We start from the raw sequence: 16,626 nt of genomic DNA on the forward strand, positions 1-16,626 counted from the left end.
CGTCGGGCGGTCTCCCGGTACGCGGCGCCTGCTAGAGGCGGTCCGCGAGGGGGCGGATTTTCAGCTCGGTCAGCCGGTTGCCGTCGCGCGCCATGACCTCGAAGCGGAAGCCGTGGAAGGAGAAGACCTGTCCCTTGGTGGGGATCATCTGCGCTTCGTGGATCACCAGACCGGCGACGGTGTTGGCCTCCTCGTCGGGCAGGTTCCAGTCGGTCGCGCGGTTGAGATCGCGGATCGTCATCGCGCCGTCCACGGTGAAGTGGCCGTCGGGGCCGGGGGTCACGATCTGGTCGTCGCCGGGGTCGAATTCATCGGTGATCTCGCCCACGATCTCTTCGAGGATGTCCTCGAGCGTGATCAGACCCTGCAGCGAGCCATATTCATCCACCACCAGCGCGAAGTGCGTGTGGCGGCGCAGGAACTGGCGCATCTGCTCGTCCAGCGTGGAGGTTTCGGGCACGAAATAGGGCTCCATCGCCACATCGGTGATCTTGAAGTCTCGCAGCTTGCTGGCATCGCCGTCCGGGCCGCCGATGATCTTGTACATGGCGCGCAACAGGTCCTTGGCGTGGATCACGCCGATGATGTTCTCCTGATCGTCCAGATAGAGCGGCAGGCGCGTATGGCTGGAGGTGAGGCATTGCTCGAGGATGCTTTGCGGATCGTCCTCGGCGTTGATCATCTCGATGCCGGAGCGGTGCAGCATGATCTCCTCCACCACCCGGTCGCCGAGATCGAGCGCGCCGAGGATGCGGTCGCGGTCTTCCTTCTCCACCACGCCTTCGGAGTGGCCGAGGTGCAGCGCGCCCGCGATCTCCTCGCGCACGGCGAGGATGTTGCTGTCGGGGTCGATCTTGACGCCGAAGATGCGCAGCACCCCGCGCACCAGCAGGCGGACGGCGGCCACGATGGGCGAGAAGACCTTGACCACAATCGAGATCGGTCCCGACACCATGGAGGCGGCGCTTTCGGAGTTGGTGATCGCATAGGTCTTGGGCAGCACTTCGGCGAAGATCAGCACCAGCAGGGTCATCACCCCGGTCGCCATCGCCACGCCGCCTTCGCCAAAGGCGCGGGTGAACATCTGCGTGGCAAGGGCCGCGGCGAAGATGTTCACCAGATTGTTGCCGAGCAGCACCGAGCCGATCAGGCGTTCGTTGTCTTCGGTGATGCGCAACGCCCGCTGCGCCCCCTTGGAGCCCTTGTCGGCCTGGGCGCGCAGCTTGCCGCGGGAGGCCGCCGTCAGCGCGGTCTCGGAGCCCGAAAAGAAGCCGGAAAGAACCAGAAGAAAGATGATAACGCCCGCCGAGAACCAGAATGAGCCATCAAGCGTTGCCGTCGCCGTTTCCATTTGGAATGATATCCTATGATGAGATTGCAATGGTTATGGGCATGAGACGGGGCGCATTCAAGTCGGGAGAGAGACATGCTGCGTGATCTTGGGGTGATCAACGGGCCGGTGTTGCTCTTTGGTGGGCCGTATTCGAATGCGCAGGCCACGCGGGCGCTGTTGCACGAGGCCGCAGCGCGCGGGATCGACGGCGGGCAGCTGATCTGCACCGGCGATATCGTGGCCTATGGCGCAGCGCCGCAGATTTGCGTGGAGCTGATCCGGCAGAGCGGGGCGGCTGTGGTCGCGGGCAATTGCGAAAAGCAGATCGGCGCAGGGGCGCTGGAGTGCGGCTGTGGCTTCGAAGAGGGCAGCACCTGCGACATGCTGAGCCTTGGCTGGTACCCCTTTGCGCGGGCGCATGTGGATGAGGCGGCGCGCGCCTGGATGCGCGCCTGTCCGGACATCGTGAGCTTTCGCCATCAGGGCGCGCGCTATGCGGTGATCCACGGCGGGATCACGGATGTGGCGCGATTCATCTGGCCCAATGACGACGAGACGGTCTTCGACGCCGAATGGCGGGCGATCGAGGCGCAGATCGGCCCGGTGGATCATGTGATCGCCGGGCATTGCGGGTTGGCGTTCATTCGCGAGACGGAACGGGGGCAGTGGCTGAACCCCGGGGTGATCGGGCTGCCGCCGCATGACGGGCGGCAGCAGACGCGGTTCGGGCTGCTCGATGGCGGCGAGATGCGCATTCACCGGCTGCGCTATGACGCGGAGGCGGCGGCGGCGGAGATGCAGCGGGTGGGGCTGACGCAGGGCTATGACGCGGGGCTGCTCACGGGCTATTGGCCGTCGGACGAGATCTTGCCGGAGGATTTGCGCGCGCCGTCCTTGGCCAGCGGGTGATGGGTCAGCACCAGTTCCGAGAGCCGCGCCTCGAGCACATGGGTGTAGATTTCGGTGGTGGCCACATCGGCGTGGCCCAGCAGCGTCTGGATCGAGCGCAGATCGGCGCCATTGGCCAGCAGATGCGTGGCGAAGGCGTGGCGCAGGGTGTGCGGTGTGACCTTGGAGGGCGAGACGCCCGCAGCGACCGCAAACTCCTTGATCAGCAGGTAGAAGCGGTGGCGGGTGAGGTGCCCGGCGGCGCTGTGCGAGACAAAGAGATATTTTGAGGGCGGTTTGCGCTCGGCGCGGCGGGTGTCTTCCATGGCATCGCGCAGCTTGAGCCAGTCGGCCAGGGCTTCGCGGGCGGGCGGAGAGAGGGGGACCATGCGCTCCTTGCCGCCCTTGCCGCGGATGAGCAGCATGCGCGGGTCGCCGCGCGCGGCGCTGACCGGCAGGCTGACCAGTTCGGAGACGCGCATGCCGGTGGCATAGAGCAGCTCCATCATGCAGGTGTTGCGGGCGCGGTCGCGTTCGGACCGTCCGGAGGCGCGGGCGGCTTCGAGCAGCCGGTCGACCTCGTCTTCCGACAGCGTCTTGGGCAGGCGCTTGTCGCGGCCCGGGCCCGCGATCTGGATCGCCGGATTTTCGCTGCGCCAGCCTTCCTCGAAGGCGAAGCGGTAGAGCTGCTTGATCGCCGAGAGGCGCCGGGCGCGGGTGGCGCGGGAGAGGCCCTGGGCATCGCAGTGGATCAGATAGGCCTCCACATCCGCCTTCTGCACCGCCTCGAAGTCGCTGTCGCGGTGGGCGAGCCAGGCCTCGAAGTCCTGCAGATCGCGGCCGTAGGCCAGCAGCGTGTTGCGCGCCGCACCCAGCTCCGCCGCCTGCGCCTCGAGAAAGGCGGAGATCCAGTTCGCCCGCGCGCTCATCCGAAGCGGTCCAGCAGCAGGATCTGCAGGCTGGCGCGGCGCACCGTGTCCTCAAAGCCGAGCGCGCGCAGGGTGCCCAGGGCTTCGGTCAGGGCGCGGGGGTTGCCTGCGGCGCCGTCCTCCAGAAGCACCAGCGTCTCGAGGATCGTGGCACCGAGCGCGCCCGTCTGCGCCTGGGCCAGCAGATCGGTCCGCGCGGCCTCCGGTGCAAAGGCATCACGGATGGCGCGGGCGATGCTGTCTTCGGCGGGCAGGCCGGTGGGGTCGCCCAGGGCCACGGCCTTCAGCAAGGCGCGGTCCGAGGTGCGCGCGGCCGCGGCGTAATCGGGCGAAAGCAGCGCCAGGGTCTCGGCCAGGTCGGCCGTCGGGCCCTGCAGCGGGACACGGGCGAGGCCGGGGGCGAAGAGCCCGGCGAAGGTGGTTTCGAGCCCCGCCTCCTGCATCGCCGCCCAGGCAGCGGGCAGGGTCTTGGCGACGGCCTCGGCGGAGCCGGTGCCAAGCGCGGTGTCGAACTGCTGGATCGCGCGCACACGGTCCCAGACGCCACCGGAGGCGGCGGGCTGCCGGTCGGAGTAGAGCCCGAGCAGGCGGTTGTCGGGCAGCGCGCCGGTCTCGGCCAGCCGCTCGGCGGCCTCGATCTGCGCCTTCCAGCCCGCCAGATCGCGCAGATCGGCGACGGCAAAGGCGCGCGGCAGCGGGCGGGTGGGCAGCGGCTCGCCGATGGCTTCGTGCAAGCGGAACAGCAGCGGTGTGATGTCGCGCGGCGGGCGCAGCGGCCGGGCACCCTCAAAGGCTTCGGGGTGCAGAAACCGGTCGAGCAGGGCGCTCTGGTCGGCGCTCATGGCCTCCAGCGCGCGGGCGGTGTCGAAGAGCAGGGCGGCGGTGGCCCAGTCGCCCTGGCGCGCGGCGCAGAAGATGCGCGCGGCGATGCCGGGCGCCAGATGCGGCTGGGCCGTGAGGATGTTGCAGGCGAGCCATTCCTCCCCCGTCAGCAGCGCCAGATCCATGTAGGCGGCGAAATGCGCGCTGTCGCGGGTGACATCGGCCTGTTCGATGAGCGCCAGCGCGGGATCGAGCGCGCCGTAGCGCTGCAGCGTGGCGACGCGGGCGAGGGTGAAGAGGTCCTCGTCCTCGGCGTCGCGGCCCGGCGCTTCGGCTTCGGTCAGAAGGGCAGTGAAGAGCAGGGCCTGCGCAGCGGGCAGGCGGAAATCGGGCAGGGAGGTGAGCTGGCGGCTCAGCGCCTGCGGATCGCTCGCTTTCCACAGATCCTGCGGCAGGCCGGTCACGTTGCCCGGCACCAGCCCGATGATGCGCGGCGCCTCTTCGTTGAGCGGTTTGACGTCGATCGCCGGGGTCTCGCCGGAGGGTGTCACCGGCGGTTCGGCCTGCGGCATCGCCACGGAGGTCATGGCAGGCTGGCCCGGGTTTTGCTGCACCCAGTCGATCACCGAGAGCGGTGCCTCCTGCGCCCAGGCCGCGGTGCCGAGCGCCAGGGCCAGACAACAGGCCAGCGGTTTTGCAGGGGCAGGTTTCGCCCGCGGTGCGACCGCGAACCACCATGGGGCGCGCCCCGTCAGAGGACCACGCGCTCTAATCCGCATCCAGCGTCACGGGCACGCGTACCTCCTCCTGGGGCGCGGAAAAATCAGCGCCGAAAAACGGACCCACATAGGCGTATCCCACCAACCCGATGCCGCCCACGACAAGGAGAAAGACCAGAAGCTTGAAGATGCGCACCATCGTGTGACTGCCTTGATTGCCTGCCCGTTTTTCGAAAGTTATATATGGCCTTTTGAGCAATATCACGTCATTCAGAGAAATATGAGCGAATTTCGGCAATCCGTGACCGAAGGGGACCACACGGCAACTTTCATGTTGAAAAAGACGGTTGTGATGGTGGGCATGATGGGCGCGGGCAAGACGGCGGTGGGCCGGGCGCTGGCGCTGCAGCTCGGTGTTCCCTTTCTCGATTCGGATCAGGAGATCGAGGCGGCGGCGAATATGACCGTGCCGGAGATCTTTGCCCGCGATGGCGAGCCCTTTTTCCGCGCGCGCGAGACGGAGGTGATCTCGCGGCTGCTGGGTGGTGCGCCCTGCATTCTGTCGACCGGCGGCGGGGCGTTTCTCTCGGGGGTCAACCGCGCGAATATCTCGGCCCGTGGCGTGGCGGTCTGGCTGGATGCGGATCTGGAGCTGTTGTGGAGCCGGGTGCGGCACCGCGACACGCGCCCCCTGCTGCACACGGCGGATCCCAAGGCCACGCTGACCGAACTCTATGCCGCGCGGGTGCCGGACTATGCAAAGGCGGATCTGCGAGTGCCCTGCGCGCCGCCGGTGGCGGTCGAGCAGATGGCGCGGCGCGTGGCGGAGGTGCTGCTTACGCGGCCCGATGTGCTGGAGCCGCAGAATGCGTGAAACGGTGCGGGTGCCGCTGCCGAGGCGCAGCTATGACGTGCGGATCGGGCCGGGGCTGATCGCCGAGGCCGGGGCGGAGATTGCGCCGCTGCTCTCCCGTCCGAGGGTCAGCATTCTGACAGATGAGACGGTGGCGGGGCTGCACCTCGACGCGCTGAAGGCCGGTCTGGCCGCCGACGGCATCGCCGCGGAGGCGCTGGCCTTGCCTGCGGGCGAGGCGACGAAGGCCTGGGGACCACTGGAGACCAGCGTCGGCTGGCTGCTCGACCAAAAGGTCGAGCGTGGCGATGTGGTGGTGGCCTTTGGCGGCGGGGTGATTGGAGATCTGGCGGGCTTTGCCGCGGCGATCCTGCGACGCGGCGTGCGGTTCGTGCAGATCCCCACATCGCTGCTGGCGCAGGTCGACAGCTCGGTCGGCGGCAAGACGGGGATCAATGCCAGCCAGGGCAAGAACCTGATCGGCGCGTTTCATCAGCCGTCGCGGGTGCTGGCGGATACGGAGGTGCTGGGCACGCTCACGCCGCGGGATTTCCTCGCGGGCTATGGCGAGGTGGTGAAATACGGGCTTTTGGGCGATGCGGGGTTTTTCGAATGGCTGGAGGAGCAGGGTCCTGCTCTGGCCGCTGGCGATATGGCGGCGCGGGTCGAGGCGGTGCGGCGCTCGGTGCAGATGAAGGCGGACATCGTGACCCGCGATGAGACGGAGCAGGGCGATCGGGCGCTGCTGAACCTTGGCCATACCTTCGGGCATGCGCTGGAGGCGGCGACGGGCTATTCCGACCGGTTGTTGCATGGTGAGGGTGTGGCGATTGGCTGCGCGCTGGCCTTTGAGCTGTCGTCGCGCATGGGGCTCTGTTCCCAGGAGGATCCGAGCCGGGTGCGGGCGCATCTGAAGGCGATGGGGATGAAGACCGATCTGGCCGATATCCCGGGCGATCTGCCGGATGCGGAGGCGCTGGTGGAGCTGATGGCGCAGGACAAGAAGGTGGTGCAGGGGACCTTGCGGTTCATTCTTGCGCGCGGGATTGGCGAGGCGTTCATCACCTCGGATGTGCCGGGGGAGATGGTGCGCGGGGTGATCGCGGATGGGTTGGCGGTGGCCGTTTAGAGTGGGGGCGACAGAGGTGTTCTCTGTTTCACCTTTTGAGTGCGCGGCTTCGAGATGTCCCGCCCGGCGGCACCGCCGGGCATCGCCCGACCTCCCCCCGGAGGGCGATCTTGCTACGGTACAAGCAGAAATGACATTGCTCCTCTTGGCGACATGGCACGGAGAAGGCACGTTGCTGACGCCCTCCAGGCCGGGCGATGCCCTCAACGCTTTGGTGTAGATTTGGGTAAGACAGCGTGGAGGTCTAGTCCCAGCGCATCACCATGCCGTGCTTGTCCTCGCAATTGAACCCGAGCGCCTCGTAGAACCCGCGCGCGCCGCGTTTCTGGCCGGTGAGCAACATGATCTTGTAGACCTTCTGCGCGCGGGCATGGTCGATGGCCGATTGCATGACCCGCCGCCCGACGCCGCGCAGGCGCCAGTCGCCGGCGGTGGCGACGTTTTCGACCAGCGCGTAGGGCCGCCCGTCCCAGGTGACATTGGGCAGGATGTGCAGCGTAACCATGCCGATCACCCTGTCACCCGTGAGCGCGCCATGGATCGTGGTGCCCGGATGCGCGAGCACGGCCAGCACATCATGGGCGCTGGCCGTCTTGGGGCCGATGGTCAGCTCATTGTAGAGCGCGGTGAGCCCGTCCGCATCCTGCCCGGTCAGCAGCCGGACGGTCAGGGCGTCAGAAGGGGATTTCATCATCCAGATCGCGGGAGGGCGCGGAGCTGCCCGATCCTCCACCGCTGCCGCCGCCATAGCTGTCGCCGCCGCGGTCGTCATAGCCCATGGAACCACCGCCGCCGCCGCCACCACCGCCGCCATCGCGGCCATCGAGCATGGTGAGCTCGGACCGGTAGGGGCGCAGCACCACTTCGGTGGAGTAGCGGTCCTGTCCGGACTGGTCCTGCCATTTGCGGGTCTCCAGCTGGCCTTCGATATAGACCTTGGAGCCCTTGCGCAGGTACTGCTCGGCCACCCGCGCCAGCGGTTCGGAGAAGATCGCGACCGAGTGCCACTCGGTCCGTTCCTTGCGCTCGCCGGTGTTGCGGTCCTTCCAGGTCTCGGAGGTGGCGATGCGCAGGTTGCAGACCTTGCCGCCGTTCTGGAAGCTGCGGACTTCCGGGTCGCGCCCCAGATTGCCGATGAGAATTACTTTGTTCACTGAGCCGGCCATTGCGCCCCCTTTTTTCTGCGTGATCTGCCCGCGGATCGGAGTTTTGCGAATCCCGACCCGGATAATTTGACCAAACCTACACTGACAACACGGCGGTTTGCACGTGATTAAAACCCAAGGTTGAACTGACGCCGAGGCGGCGCAAAAGGCTGGAATGGCGGCGCAATTCGGGGTATTGCGCTCTGCATGGGTGAACGGGGCGGAACATGGAGACGGCATCTGGGCGGCGCGCTGCTTGTGGCGGCGTTCGTGGCCACCAGCGTGCCCGTGACGGCGCAAACCATGTCGAGCAAGAGCCGCACCAAGCTCTTTGCCGCACAGAAGAAGATCCTCGATACCCGGGCCGCGAGCCAGTACAACAACTCGGTCCGGCTGCAGCCGCCCAAGGTGGTGACGCCCAGCAAGTGGCTCACGCCGGAGTACGATGGGCGCTATCGCGGTCGGTACCTGCAGATGGCCAAGGACGCGGCACGGCGCCACGGCATTCCCGAGAACCTGTTCCTGCGGCTGGTGCAGCAGGAATCGAACTGGAACCCGCAGGCGAAATCGCACAAGGGCGCGTTGGGGCTGGCGCAGCTGATGCCGCAGACGGCGCGTCTGCTGCGGGTCGATCCGCTCGACCCGGCGGAGAACCTGGAGGGCGGGGCGCGGTACCTGAAAGAACAGTACCGGACCTTCGGCACCTGGCGCCTGGCGCTGGCCGCCTACAATGCCGGGCCCGGTGCGGTGAAGAAATACGGGGGCGTGCCGCCGTTCCGCGAGACCCAGAACTACGTGAAGGTCATCGGCGGGGGCTGAGCGGGGGCCGATGCTGCGCGCATTTGCGTAAAGGCGCTGTCTGGCCGCAATCGGGGCGCGCTGTTCCACATTTCCACATTCGCTCCCTCAGCCCGTCATAGTGCCGCCCGATTTCCGGTTCAGCCTGCGGCAAACCGAGATGGGGATGAGGACATGGCGACGTCTGGCTTTCAGGCACGGATTGAACGGATCAACCGCGCGCATCAGAGCATCGCGCCTGCGCGGGAGAAGGCGCCGATCCGCGCGCTGCGGTCACAGCCGGTGTCGCGGGCGATCCAGCGCAGGGCACAGCGGCGCGGGCGCATCTTCGACCACGTCCAGCCGATTGCGCTCGGCTCGGTGCTGGGGGCGCTGGCGGCGGTGATGCTGGCCGGGCTGACCTCGGAAAACTCGCCCTGGGGGCCGGGCACGGACCTCAATCAGGTGATGTTCCTGCCCTCGCTGGGGGCACTGGCGCTGGCACCGCTGCTGATGCTGCTGTCGCTGTTTCTGGCGTCGAAGCGGCCCGGATTTGCGCTGTTTTCGCTGAGCTACCTGACCGGTCTGGTTGTTTTGATGATGCTCTGACCCGCGCGGTTGCGATTTTTTCGCACGCCAGTGGGCGCTTTCCCGCCGAGCTGCGGGAGATGTCTATCCTATTGAAAAATATGTGAATACCGGGCCCTTTTCTGAGGGCCCTGGTGCGCTCTGCGTCAGGTATCTCGGATTTTCCGATATCGCCGCGGAACAAATCCCGCATTGCTCCCGTTCTGGCCATATCGCAGCGCCGCAGATCGCGTCGCTGACAAAGACAGGACTGAAAGGAGCATTTCTGATGTTCAATTTTGTGAAAAAGACAACCGCTGCTGCAACCGTGAGCCTGGCCGCCCTCGCCGCCTCTGGCGCCGTGGCAACCGCAGGTGTCAATGACATCGACGTACAGGCGCAGATCGAAGCGCCGCAGGGCAGCAACGCCTTGGATCTGTACCCGACCATTGAGGCCGATCTGGAGCGCGCGCTGGTCGAGCGGATCGACGCGCTGAGCAACAATCCGGCCGACCCGACGCTGACCGTGAAGATCAAGCGCGTGAGCCTGGATGGCGACACCATCCTGCCGGATTCCGCCGAATTCAACGAGCTGGAAGGTTTTGTCAGCTTCCAAGGTGGCAGCCGCGAGGTGGTCGAGACCATCCGTCTGTCGGCACACACCGATGAGAGCGCCGTGCCGGCCGGCTATGTGGCCGTCCCACCCAGCACCGACGACTTCTACGACGCGATGCTGACCGCCTTTGCGGACCGTGTTGTAGAGATGCTGCCCGAAGAAGACATCAAGAGCGGCAGCTAACACATTGAGGCGGCGGAGATATCCGCCGTCGCTCCCCGAAGCACTGTGATGCCGCCGCCTCGTGGCTCAAAGTGCAGGCGGCGCAGGTTTTCTTCCCCCCGCCCTGCGCCGCCTCATTCTTTCCAGACTATTCCGCCGCAACGCCGACTTCGATCACAGGTTCCATTTCCGCGAGCTTGTCATCGCTGAGATGGCATTTGATCTGATGATTGCCGGGCAGGACGCGGACCGGCGGTACTTCTTTCTCGCACAGCCCCCCCGGAACCTCAGACTTCCACCGACAACGCGTCTGGAACGGGCAGCCCGGCGGCGGGTTCATCGCCGAGGGAATATCGCCTTCCAGAACGATGTGCTTTTTCTTGACCGAGGTATCGGCGATGGGCACCGCCGAGAGCAGCGCTTCGGTATAGGGGTGATAGGGCGGGGAGAAGACCTGATCAGTGGTGCCAAGCTCCACCACATGGCCCAGATACATCACCATCACCCTGTCGCTGAGATAGCGCACGATGCTGAGGTCGTGGCTGATGAAGAGCAGTGTCGTCTTGTGTTCGCGCTGGATCTCCATCAGCAGGTCGGTCACTGCGGCCTGCACAGACACGTCCAGCGCCGAGACCGGCTCATCCGCCACGACGATGCGCGCGTCCCCGGCGAAGGCGCGAGCAATGCCGACGCGCTGTTTCTGCCCGCCCGACAATTGCCGCGGCATGCGGTCTGCGAACTCGCGGGGCAGCTTGACCAGATCCAGCAGTTTCAACATGCGCTGCGTGCGGTCGCGATCATTCTCGCCGATGCCGAAGATCTCAAGCGCGCGGATGATCTGGCGTCCCACGCTCATCGAAGGGTTGAGCGTGTCGAAGGGGTTCTGGAACACCATCTGGATGTCGGAGACGGTCTTGGTATCCCGCTCTTCGATGGGGATGTCCTGGATCGGTGTGTTGCCGAGCAGGATTTCGCCCTCGGTCGCCGTCTCCAGCCCCATGAGCACCTTGGCGAAGGTGGATTTGCCGCAGCCGGATTCGCCGACGATGGCAAGCGTCTCGCTCTCGCGCGCCTCGAAACTGAGGGTCTCGTTGGCCTTGACGACTTTCTTGTTGCCACCGCCGAAGATGGCATTGGCCGCAACCTCGTAGTACTTCTTGAGGTTGTCCATCTTGAGGACAACATCGCCGACCTCGCCCTTAGTTTTGACGTCGGCCAGCTCCAGCGGTGCGGCCCAGTCGATCTCCTGGAACTTCAGGCAGCGGGTTTCGTGCCGGGCGTCTGCGTCGACCTGGTGCATTGGAATGAAGCCCTGGTCGCAGCGCCCGGCTTCGAAATAGTCACAGCGCGGGCCGAAGTTGCAGCCATTGGGCCGCTCGTGCGGCAGGGGGAAATTCCCCGGGATCGCCACCAGCGGGCGCGCGTTCTTGTCCGCCCCCGGCAGCGGGATCGAGCGGAAGAGCGCCTGGGTATAGGGGTGCTGCATCTTGTCGAAGACATCCTCGATGGAGCCGCGCTCCACCGCCTCGCCGGAGTACATCACGCAGATCCGGTCGCAGGTTTCGAGCACCAGCCCGAGATTGTGGCTGATGAACAGCATCGAGGTGCCGTATTTCTTGCCCAGATCCTTGACCAGTTCGACCACGGCGGCCTCGACCGTGACATCGAGCGCGGTCGTGGGCTCGTCGAGAATGAGCAGCGACGGTTCCGACATCAGCGCCATGGCGATCACGATGCGCTGCTGCTGCCCGCCCGAAAGCTGGTGTGGATAGGCGCTCAGGATGCGCTTGGGGTCGGGCAGCTTGACGTCGGTGACCACCTGCAGGGCGCGCTGATAGGCGTCCTTTTCGTTCATGCCCTGGTGGATCATCGGCACTTCCATGAGCTGCTTGCCGATCTTCATGGCCGGGTTCAGCGAGGCCATGGGCTCCTGATAGATCATCGCGATCTCGGAGCCGCGGATGTCGCGCAGCTCCTCGGCGCTCATCTCGCTGAGGTCGCGGCCCTTGAACTTGATCGAGCCGCCGACGATGCGCCCGTTCTTGCCGAGGTCCTGCATCACCCCGAGCGCCACGGTGGATTTGCCGCAGCCCGATTCGCCCACGAGCCCCACCGCCTCGCCCGGCGCCACCTTGACGGAGAAGTCCATCACCGCCGGGATTTCCCGCAGCCGGGTGAAGAAGGAAATCGACAGTTTGTCGATCTCGAGGATGGGACCATCGTAGGCGGTCTTTGGCATTGTCTTGCTCCTTTCAGGAGGGCCGATCAGTCGCGTGTTGCTTCTTTTGGCCGGAAATACGGCCGGACGCCGGGGGGATCCCCCGACGTCCGGGTAATCAATCGCGCAGGCTCTCCTCGCGCAGGCCGTCGGCCAGCAGGTTCAGCCCCAACACCATGGTCAGCAGCGCAACCGCGGGCACCACCGCGGGGTGCACGAAGGCGCGCAAAAGCTGCCGGCCGGAGTTGATCGTGGTGCCCCAGTCCGGGCTCTCGGAGGCCAGACCCAGACCGAAGAAGCCCAGGGTGCCGAGAAGGATCGTCGTATAGCCGATGCGCAGGCAGAAATCGACGATCAGCGGCCCGCGGGCGTTGGGCAGGATCTCCCACAGCATGATGTACCACGGGCCCTCGCCACGGGTCTGGGCGGCGGCGACGTAGTCGCGTGTCTTGATGTCCATGGCGAGGCCGCGCACGATCCGGAAGACGGTGGGCGAGTTCACGAAGACCACAGAGACGAAGACCACCAGAATGCCGGGGTCGATGTCGAAGAGATCGACGACGCGGGGCAAGCCGGGGACGGTGTAGGTGGGTGTGGCAACCACGGCCCCGTTGGTGGAGACCAGCGACAGGTAGAGCCAGCCCAGAATGCCGATCACGCCGATTAGCAGCGGTGTCCGCAGGCTTGGCTGGGTGTGATAGCGCGCGTTCAGCAGGATCGTCATGAAGACCAGCGGGAAGACGAAGAGAAACAGCGCCATGTAGTTGGGAATGCCCGTGAGCACGATCTCCGGCGTGACCAGCAGATAAAAGAGCAGGATCACCGGGAAGGCCAGGATCAGGTTCGCCAGGAACGACAGCACCGTGTCGAGCCGCCCGCCATAGTACCCCGCTGGCAGACCCAGCGTGATGCCGACCATGAAGGCGAAGAGCGTGGCCAGCGGCGCGATCTGCACCACGATCCAGGCGCCCTTGATCACCCGGCTGAAGACATCGCGGGCGAGGTTGTCGCCGCCCAGAAGGAAGTAGGCGTATTCGCCTTCATCCGGGCTGCGCAGGGCGGTCCCGGGGGGCTTGTTCTTCATGCCCGAGATCTGGCTCAGCGGATCGTGGGTGATGATCATGTCGAGGGGGCCGCCGAAGATCCCGGCGAAGACCCAGAACATCACCAGGCCGAAGCCGATCATGCCGATGGTGCTGTCAAAGAGCTTGCCGTAGAGACCGAGCTTGCGCTTGAAGGTGATCGACAGGGCAAAGACCACGATGAGCGCGATCCAGACCGGTGTGAGCTGCGTGACGACCCGCAGAAAAATCTCGCCCCATGTGAGTGGTTCCATGATCGGGCTCCTTTATGAGATGCGGATGCGCGGGTTGAGGTAGACGTAGCCGATGTCGGAGATCAGCTGCGTCACCAGAACCACGATCACGGAGACGACGGAGACCGCGAGCAGAAGCTCGATGTCGTTGTTGCCGGCGGCCTGTACCAGCACCCAGCCGAAGCCCTTGTAGTTGAAGAGCGTCTCGACGATCACCACGCCGTTCAGCAGCCACGGAAACTGCAGCATGATCACGGTGAAGGGCGCGATCAGCGCGTTGCGGAGTGCGTGTTTCAGGACGATATTGCCGAAGGACACGCCCTTGAGCCGGGCGGTGCGGATGTATTGCGCCGTCATCACCTCGGTCATGCTGGCCCGCGTCATCCGCGCGATATAGCCCATGCCGTAGAGCGCGATGGTGACCACCGGCAGGGTGAAGTTGGCGAAGGTGGCGTCCTCCATGGCGGAGGTGGCCGATCCGTTGAAGATCTTCCAACCGGCGGACGAGGCGAAGACCGCGATAAAAATCACGCCCGAGACGTATTCGGGCGTGGCAGTGGAGGCGATGGAGAAGGTGGAGAGCGAGCGGTCGAGCTTGGAGCCTTCGCGCATGCCCGCGAGCACGCCGATCAGCAGGGCCATGGGCACCATCAGCAGCATCACGAAGAACATCAGCTTGCCGGTGAGCCCGAGCCGCTCGGCCACGATCCCGCCGACCTCGTCCTTGAAGACCGTGGAGACCCCCCAATCGCCCTGCAGCACGCCGCAGAATTGGGGCCGGTCCTCTTCGGGTGTGCTGGCGGTGAAGCATTTTCCGGTGACCACGCCGTCGGCCTCCTGGGTCCAGCCGGGCAGGACGCCGAGCCACTGTCCGAATTTCACCGGCAGCGGCTGCAGGTAGCCGTTTTTCTCGAGGTAGCTGGCCACGGCCTCGTCCGACATGCGGAAATTGCCCTGGGTTTTTGCCAGCTTTTCCAGGTTCGGATAGAGATTCGTCAGCCAGAAGACGATGAACGTCAGGCAGAGCGCCGTCAGCACCATGACGCCAAGGCGTCGGAGTATGAATAGTCCCATGGGTCCCCGTTGTCAGGCTGGGCCCGTTCGTCGGACCCGGTTTTTGACCGCGCCTTGGTGCGACCAGTTTGTCTTACCGGCCAGTGAGGCACGAGTCCGGGGGAGCCGTCAATGAAAGCTTGCGCCCTAAACTTGCATATTTGCGACATCGGAGGCGTCGCAAACCGATGTCACGGGGGCGACATGCGGTGACGCGTCTGGCTCAGGCGGCCTTCAGCAGGGCTGCGGAGGCCTTGCGCAGGGCCGTGGGCGTGGCCTTTGTGTGCTGCTGCATGAAGCGCGTGAAATAGGCCGCGCTGCCAAAGCCCAGATGGCGGGCGATGTCCTGGGCGGCCACATCGGTCTCGGCCAGCAGGCAGCGCGCCTCGTGCAGCACGCGTTCGGTCAGAAGCTCGGCGGCGGTCTTGCCCGTGGCGGCCTTGCAGGCACGGGAGAGGTGTGTGGGCGTGACCCCAAGGGCTGCGGCATGGTCGGACATTGTCATGGGCGCTGCGAAATGGGCGTTGATATGGGCGCAATAGGCGCCACAGAGCCGCGCCGCCGCATTGCGGCGTTCGGTTGCGTGTTCCTCCAGTGCCAGCTGGCGGTGGATCCAGACGGCGATAAGCGCGCCGAAGGCATCCATCGACTGGGTGCAGAGGGGCCGCTCGCTGGCCTGCTCGCGGCTGGCGGCTTCGATCAGCGCGTTGAGCTCGTTCATGGCCGCACCGTCGCGGATGCGCAGCAGGCGGGGGATCTGGGGCATCGTCAGATCGGTCTCGCCGGGGATCCGGACCACCTGGCCGATGGCCTGACGTCCGAGCTCCAACGCGAAGAAGTGGTTGGCCGGGATCACCAGCGCGTTGTGGGTGCCGACGCCCCGGCGCTGGCCGTCCATCAGCACACGGCCCTGCCCGCGGGTGACCCAGATCAGCAGGTGGTCGGGCCGGTCATGCGGCAGCGTGAGGCGCCAGTCCTGGCCCATGCTCAGCTGTGACAGTGACAAAATCGTTGGTCGGTTCGATGACATCGGCAGCCCCCGGTTTCGATCGACGGTATTTTAGATAAATTACCGGAACCTTAACGCCAGTGGCGACCGGCGCGCGCGATGGAAATGGGCAGAAACCAGCCTATGCGGGCGAGATCGGCTGCCAGCGCGACATTTTTGAGCGAAACCACGTGCGCTGGCGCTTGGCGAACTGGCGCGTGGCGATCACGGCCCGCTCGCGGGCCTGCTCCAGCGTGATCTCGCCCTTGAGGTGGGCCAGGAGCTCGGGCGCGCCAATGGCGCGGTGCGCGGGCAGGCTCGGGTCATAGTGGGGCAGCACGGCACGGGCCTCGTCAAGCGCGCCCTGTGCCAGCATCCGATCGAAGCGGCGCGCGATGCGGTCGAGCAGCCAGTCCTTGGGGACATCGAAGACAAGCCTGTGGGCCTGATCCTCCGGCAGAGCGGGCGGCGGCGTGTCGGCCTGCCACTGCGTGAGGCTGCGCCCGGTGGCGGCCTGCACCTCCCAGGCCCGCTGCACCCGGGCGCGGTTGGCGGTGTCGATCTGCGTCCGTGTGGCGGAATCGAGCTGCGCCAGCATGGCCTCCCGCGACAGGGCATCGGCCTGCGCGCGGATTTCCGGCGGCGTGGCGGGGATGTCGGCCAGCCCCTGGGTGAGGGCCGTAAAGTAGAGCCCGGTGCCGCCCACGATGATGGGCCGCGCGCCCAAGAGCAGCGGTGTGACCTCGCGCAGCCAGTGGCCGGTGGAGTAGGGGGTTGTGGCGGCGATATGGCCATAGAGATGATGCGGCGCCCGGGCAAGCTCGGCTGCATCCGGGCGGGCGGTGACGACGCGCCAGCAGTCGTAGACCTGGCTGGCGTCGGCGTTCACGATGACCCCGCCGAGGCGCTCGGCGATCTCCAGTGCCAGCGCGGATTTGCCCGAGGCAGTGGGCCCGGCGATCAGCACCGGGAGCTCCCGGGACAGCCCCGCCAGGAGGCGCTCCGGGGCGAGGCGTGCAGCTGCAGTCATTTTCTTGCTGTCCTGCGCGGGGGTGCATTGAAACTCACCCGCTTTTCCGACATTTTGCCGCCGAACAAAACCCCATGCCGCA

At 65.9% G+C, this 16,626-nt stretch carries 17 protein-coding genes; 6 read left to right on the forward strand and 11 right to left on the reverse strand.

Annotation, left to right across the window (positions count from 1 at the left end):
• Positions 1-31 precede the first annotated feature (31 nt).
• Positions 32-1,351 (reverse strand): HlyC/CorC family transporter, encoded by a 1,320-nt coding sequence (locus tag Q1A71_RS10180; RefSeq protein ID WP_299674961.1) that lies wholly within the window; start codon positions 1,349-1,351, stop codon positions 32-34.
• 75 nt (positions 1,352-1,426) lie between these two features.
• Here Q1A71_RS10180 and Q1A71_RS10185 point away from each other — a divergent pair, with 75 nt between their 5' ends.
• A complete protein-coding gene (locus Q1A71_RS10185) occupies positions 1,427-2,242 on the forward strand; it encodes a metallophosphoesterase family protein (RefSeq protein WP_299674963.1) in 816 nt (271 codons plus the stop codon).
• Here Q1A71_RS10185 and Q1A71_RS10190 read toward each other — a convergent pair.
• The 3 genes from Q1A71_RS10190 to Q1A71_RS10200 are packed head-to-tail and all read right to left on the reverse strand — an operon-like array spanning position 2,179 to position 4,890.
• Positions 2,179-3,150, reverse strand: coding sequence for a site-specific tyrosine recombinase XerD (locus Q1A71_RS10190; protein ID WP_299674965.1), 972 nt, complete (start codon positions 3,148-3,150; stop codon positions 2,179-2,181). The genes Q1A71_RS10185 and Q1A71_RS10190 overlap by 64 nt on opposite strands.
• A complete protein-coding gene (locus tag Q1A71_RS10195; RefSeq protein ID WP_299674968.1) occupies positions 3,147-4,751 on the reverse strand; it encodes a hypothetical protein in 1,605 nt (534 codons plus the stop codon). The genes Q1A71_RS10190 and Q1A71_RS10195 overlap by 4 nt, the downstream gene beginning before the upstream one ends.
• Positions 4,741-4,890 carry a hypothetical protein gene (locus Q1A71_RS10200; RefSeq protein ID WP_299674971.1) on the reverse strand — a complete coding sequence of 50 codons (150 nt, stop codon included), beginning with the start codon at positions 4,888-4,890 and terminating at the stop codon, positions 4,741-4,743. The genes Q1A71_RS10195 and Q1A71_RS10200 overlap by 11 nt, the downstream gene beginning before the upstream one ends.
• A gap of 81 nt (positions 4,891-4,971) precedes the next feature.
• Between Q1A71_RS10200 and Q1A71_RS10205 the strand changes: the two genes are divergently transcribed.
• Positions 4,972-5,565: a shikimate kinase gene (locus tag Q1A71_RS10205; RefSeq protein WP_299674975.1), complete on the forward strand. Its 594-nt coding sequence runs from the start codon at positions 4,972-4,974 to the stop codon at positions 5,563-5,565.
• Entirely contained in the window at positions 5,558-6,673 is a 1,116-nt protein-coding gene (aroB, locus tag Q1A71_RS10210; RefSeq protein ID WP_299674978.1) for a 3-dehydroquinate synthase, read from the forward strand. The genes Q1A71_RS10205 and aroB overlap by 8 nt, the downstream gene beginning before the upstream one ends.
• 244 nt (positions 6,674-6,917) lie before the next feature.
• On the opposite strand, the gene Q1A71_RS10215 is transcribed toward aroB, so the two are convergent.
• Both Q1A71_RS10215 and ssb read right to left on the reverse strand, forming a co-directional pair.
• On the reverse strand, positions 6,918-7,364 hold the full coding sequence (locus Q1A71_RS10215) for a GNAT family N-acetyltransferase (protein WP_299674981.1): 447 nt from the start codon (positions 7,362-7,364) through the stop codon (positions 6,918-6,920).
• Positions 7,348-7,839, reverse strand: coding sequence for a single-stranded DNA-binding protein (gene ssb / locus Q1A71_RS10220; RefSeq protein WP_299674984.1), 492 nt, complete (start codon positions 7,837-7,839; stop codon positions 7,348-7,350). Before ssb ends, Q1A71_RS10215 begins: the two co-directional genes overlap by 17 nt.
• A gap of 282 nt (positions 7,840-8,121) precedes the next feature.
• Between ssb and Q1A71_RS10225 the strand changes: the two genes are divergently transcribed.
• The 3 genes from Q1A71_RS10225 (at position 8,122) to Q1A71_RS10235 (ending at position 9,961) form a co-directional block, all read left to right on the forward strand.
• Positions 8,122-8,637, forward strand: a complete 516-nt coding sequence (locus Q1A71_RS10225; RefSeq protein WP_299675718.1) for a lytic transglycosylase domain-containing protein — start codon at positions 8,122-8,124, stop codon at positions 8,635-8,637.
• A gap of 153 nt (positions 8,638-8,790) precedes the next feature.
• Entirely contained in the window at positions 8,791-9,204 is a 414-nt protein-coding gene (locus tag Q1A71_RS10230; RefSeq protein ID WP_299674987.1) for a hypothetical protein, read from the forward strand.
• A gap of 247 nt (positions 9,205-9,451) precedes the next feature.
• The gene (locus Q1A71_RS10235; protein ID WP_299674990.1) at positions 9,452-9,961 is read left to right on the forward strand and encodes a hypothetical protein; all 510 of its coding nucleotides are present in this window, start codon (positions 9,452-9,454) and stop codon (positions 9,959-9,961) included.
• Between the two features lie 127 nt (positions 9,962-10,088).
• Here the strand turns inward: Q1A71_RS10235 and Q1A71_RS10240 are convergent, their stop codons facing one another.
• The 5 genes from Q1A71_RS10240 to miaA all read right to left on the reverse strand — a co-directional run bounded on the left by Q1A71_RS10240 (position 10,089) and on the right by miaA (position 16,544).
• Positions 10,089-12,179 carry an ABC transporter ATP-binding protein gene (locus tag Q1A71_RS10240; protein ID WP_299674993.1) on the reverse strand — a complete coding sequence of 697 codons (2,091 nt, stop codon included), beginning with the start codon at positions 12,177-12,179 and terminating at the stop codon, positions 10,089-10,091.
• Positions 12,180-12,276: 97 nt separating this feature from the next.
• A complete protein-coding gene (locus Q1A71_RS10245; RefSeq protein ID WP_299674996.1) occupies positions 12,277-13,494 on the reverse strand; it encodes an ABC transporter permease in 1,218 nt (405 codons plus the stop codon).
• A 12-nt stretch (positions 13,495-13,506) separates the two neighbouring features.
• Positions 13,507-14,547, reverse strand: coding sequence for an ABC transporter permease (locus Q1A71_RS10250; RefSeq protein ID WP_299674999.1), 1,041 nt, complete (start codon positions 14,545-14,547; stop codon positions 13,507-13,509).
• Between the two features lie 202 nt (positions 14,548-14,749).
• Entirely contained in the window at positions 14,750-15,556 is an 807-nt protein-coding gene (locus tag Q1A71_RS10255) for an AraC family transcriptional regulator (RefSeq protein ID WP_299675002.1), read from the reverse strand.
• A gap of 100 nt (positions 15,557-15,656) precedes the next feature.
• Positions 15,657-16,544, reverse strand: coding sequence for a tRNA (adenosine(37)-N6)-dimethylallyltransferase MiaA (miaA, locus tag Q1A71_RS10260; RefSeq protein WP_299675005.1), 888 nt, complete (start codon positions 16,542-16,544; stop codon positions 15,657-15,659).
• Between the last annotated feature and the right edge of the window lie 82 nt (positions 16,545-16,626).

This window comes from uncultured Roseobacter sp., from assembly GCF_947493125.1.
Taxonomy (GTDB): domain Bacteria; phylum Pseudomonadota; class Alphaproteobacteria; order Rhodobacterales; family Rhodobacteraceae; genus Roseobacter.

Bases quoted from the DNA above. Each gene is read 5' to 3' on its own strand.
- Q1A71_RS10250 (WP_299674999.1), bottom strand. From the start codon at position 14,547: ATGGGACTATTCATACTCCGACGCCTTGGCGTCATGGTGCTGACGGCG.
- Q1A71_RS10245 (WP_299674996.1), bottom strand. From the start codon at position 13,494: ATGGAACCACTCACATGGGGCGAGATTTTTCTGCGGGTCGTCACGCAG.
- aroB (WP_299674978.1), top strand. From the start codon at position 5,558: ATGCGTGAAACGGTGCGGGTGCCGCTGCCGAGGCGCAGCTATGACGTG.
- Q1A71_RS10190 (WP_299674965.1), bottom strand. From the start codon at position 3,150: ATGAGCGCGCGGGCGAACTGGATCTCCGCCTTTCTCGAGGCGCAGGCG.
- Q1A71_RS10235 (WP_299674990.1), top strand. From the start codon at position 9,452: ATGTTCAATTTTGTGAAAAAGACAACCGCTGCTGCAACCGTGAGCCTG.
- Q1A71_RS10240 (WP_299674993.1), bottom strand. From the start codon at position 12,179: ATGCCAAAGACCGCCTACGATGGTCCCATCCTCGAGATCGACAAACTG.
- Q1A71_RS10215 (WP_299674981.1), bottom strand. From the start codon at position 7,364: ATGAAATCCCCTTCTGACGCCCTGACCGTCCGGCTGCTGACCGGGCAG.
- Q1A71_RS10185 (WP_299674963.1), top strand. From the start codon at position 1,427: ATGCTGCGTGATCTTGGGGTGATCAACGGGCCGGTGTTGCTCTTTGGT.
- Q1A71_RS10200 (WP_299674971.1), bottom strand. From the start codon at position 4,890: ATGGTGCGCATCTTCAAGCTTCTGGTCTTTCTCCTTGTCGTGGGCGGC.
- ssb (WP_299674984.1), bottom strand. From the start codon at position 7,839: ATGGCCGGCTCAGTGAACAAAGTAATTCTCATCGGCAATCTGGGGCGC.
- Q1A71_RS10255 (WP_299675002.1), bottom strand. From the start codon at position 15,556: ATGTCATCGAACCGACCAACGATTTTGTCACTGTCACAGCTGAGCATG.
- Q1A71_RS10195 (WP_299674968.1), bottom strand. From the start codon at position 4,751: ATGCGGATTAGAGCGCGTGGTCCTCTGACGGGGCGCGCCCCATGGTGG.
- miaA (WP_299675005.1), bottom strand. From the start codon at position 16,544: ATGACTGCAGCTGCACGCCTCGCCCCGGAGCGCCTCCTGGCGGGGCTG.
- Q1A71_RS10225 (WP_299675718.1), top strand. From the start codon at position 8,122: ATGTCGAGCAAGAGCCGCACCAAGCTCTTTGCCGCACAGAAGAAGATC.
- Q1A71_RS10205 (WP_299674975.1), top strand. From the start codon at position 4,972: ATGAGCGAATTTCGGCAATCCGTGACCGAAGGGGACCACACGGCAACT.
- Q1A71_RS10180 (WP_299674961.1), bottom strand. From the start codon at position 1,351: ATGGAAACGGCGACGGCAACGCTTGATGGCTCATTCTGGTTCTCGGCG.
- Q1A71_RS10230 (WP_299674987.1), top strand. From the start codon at position 8,791: ATGGCGACGTCTGGCTTTCAGGCACGGATTGAACGGATCAACCGCGCG.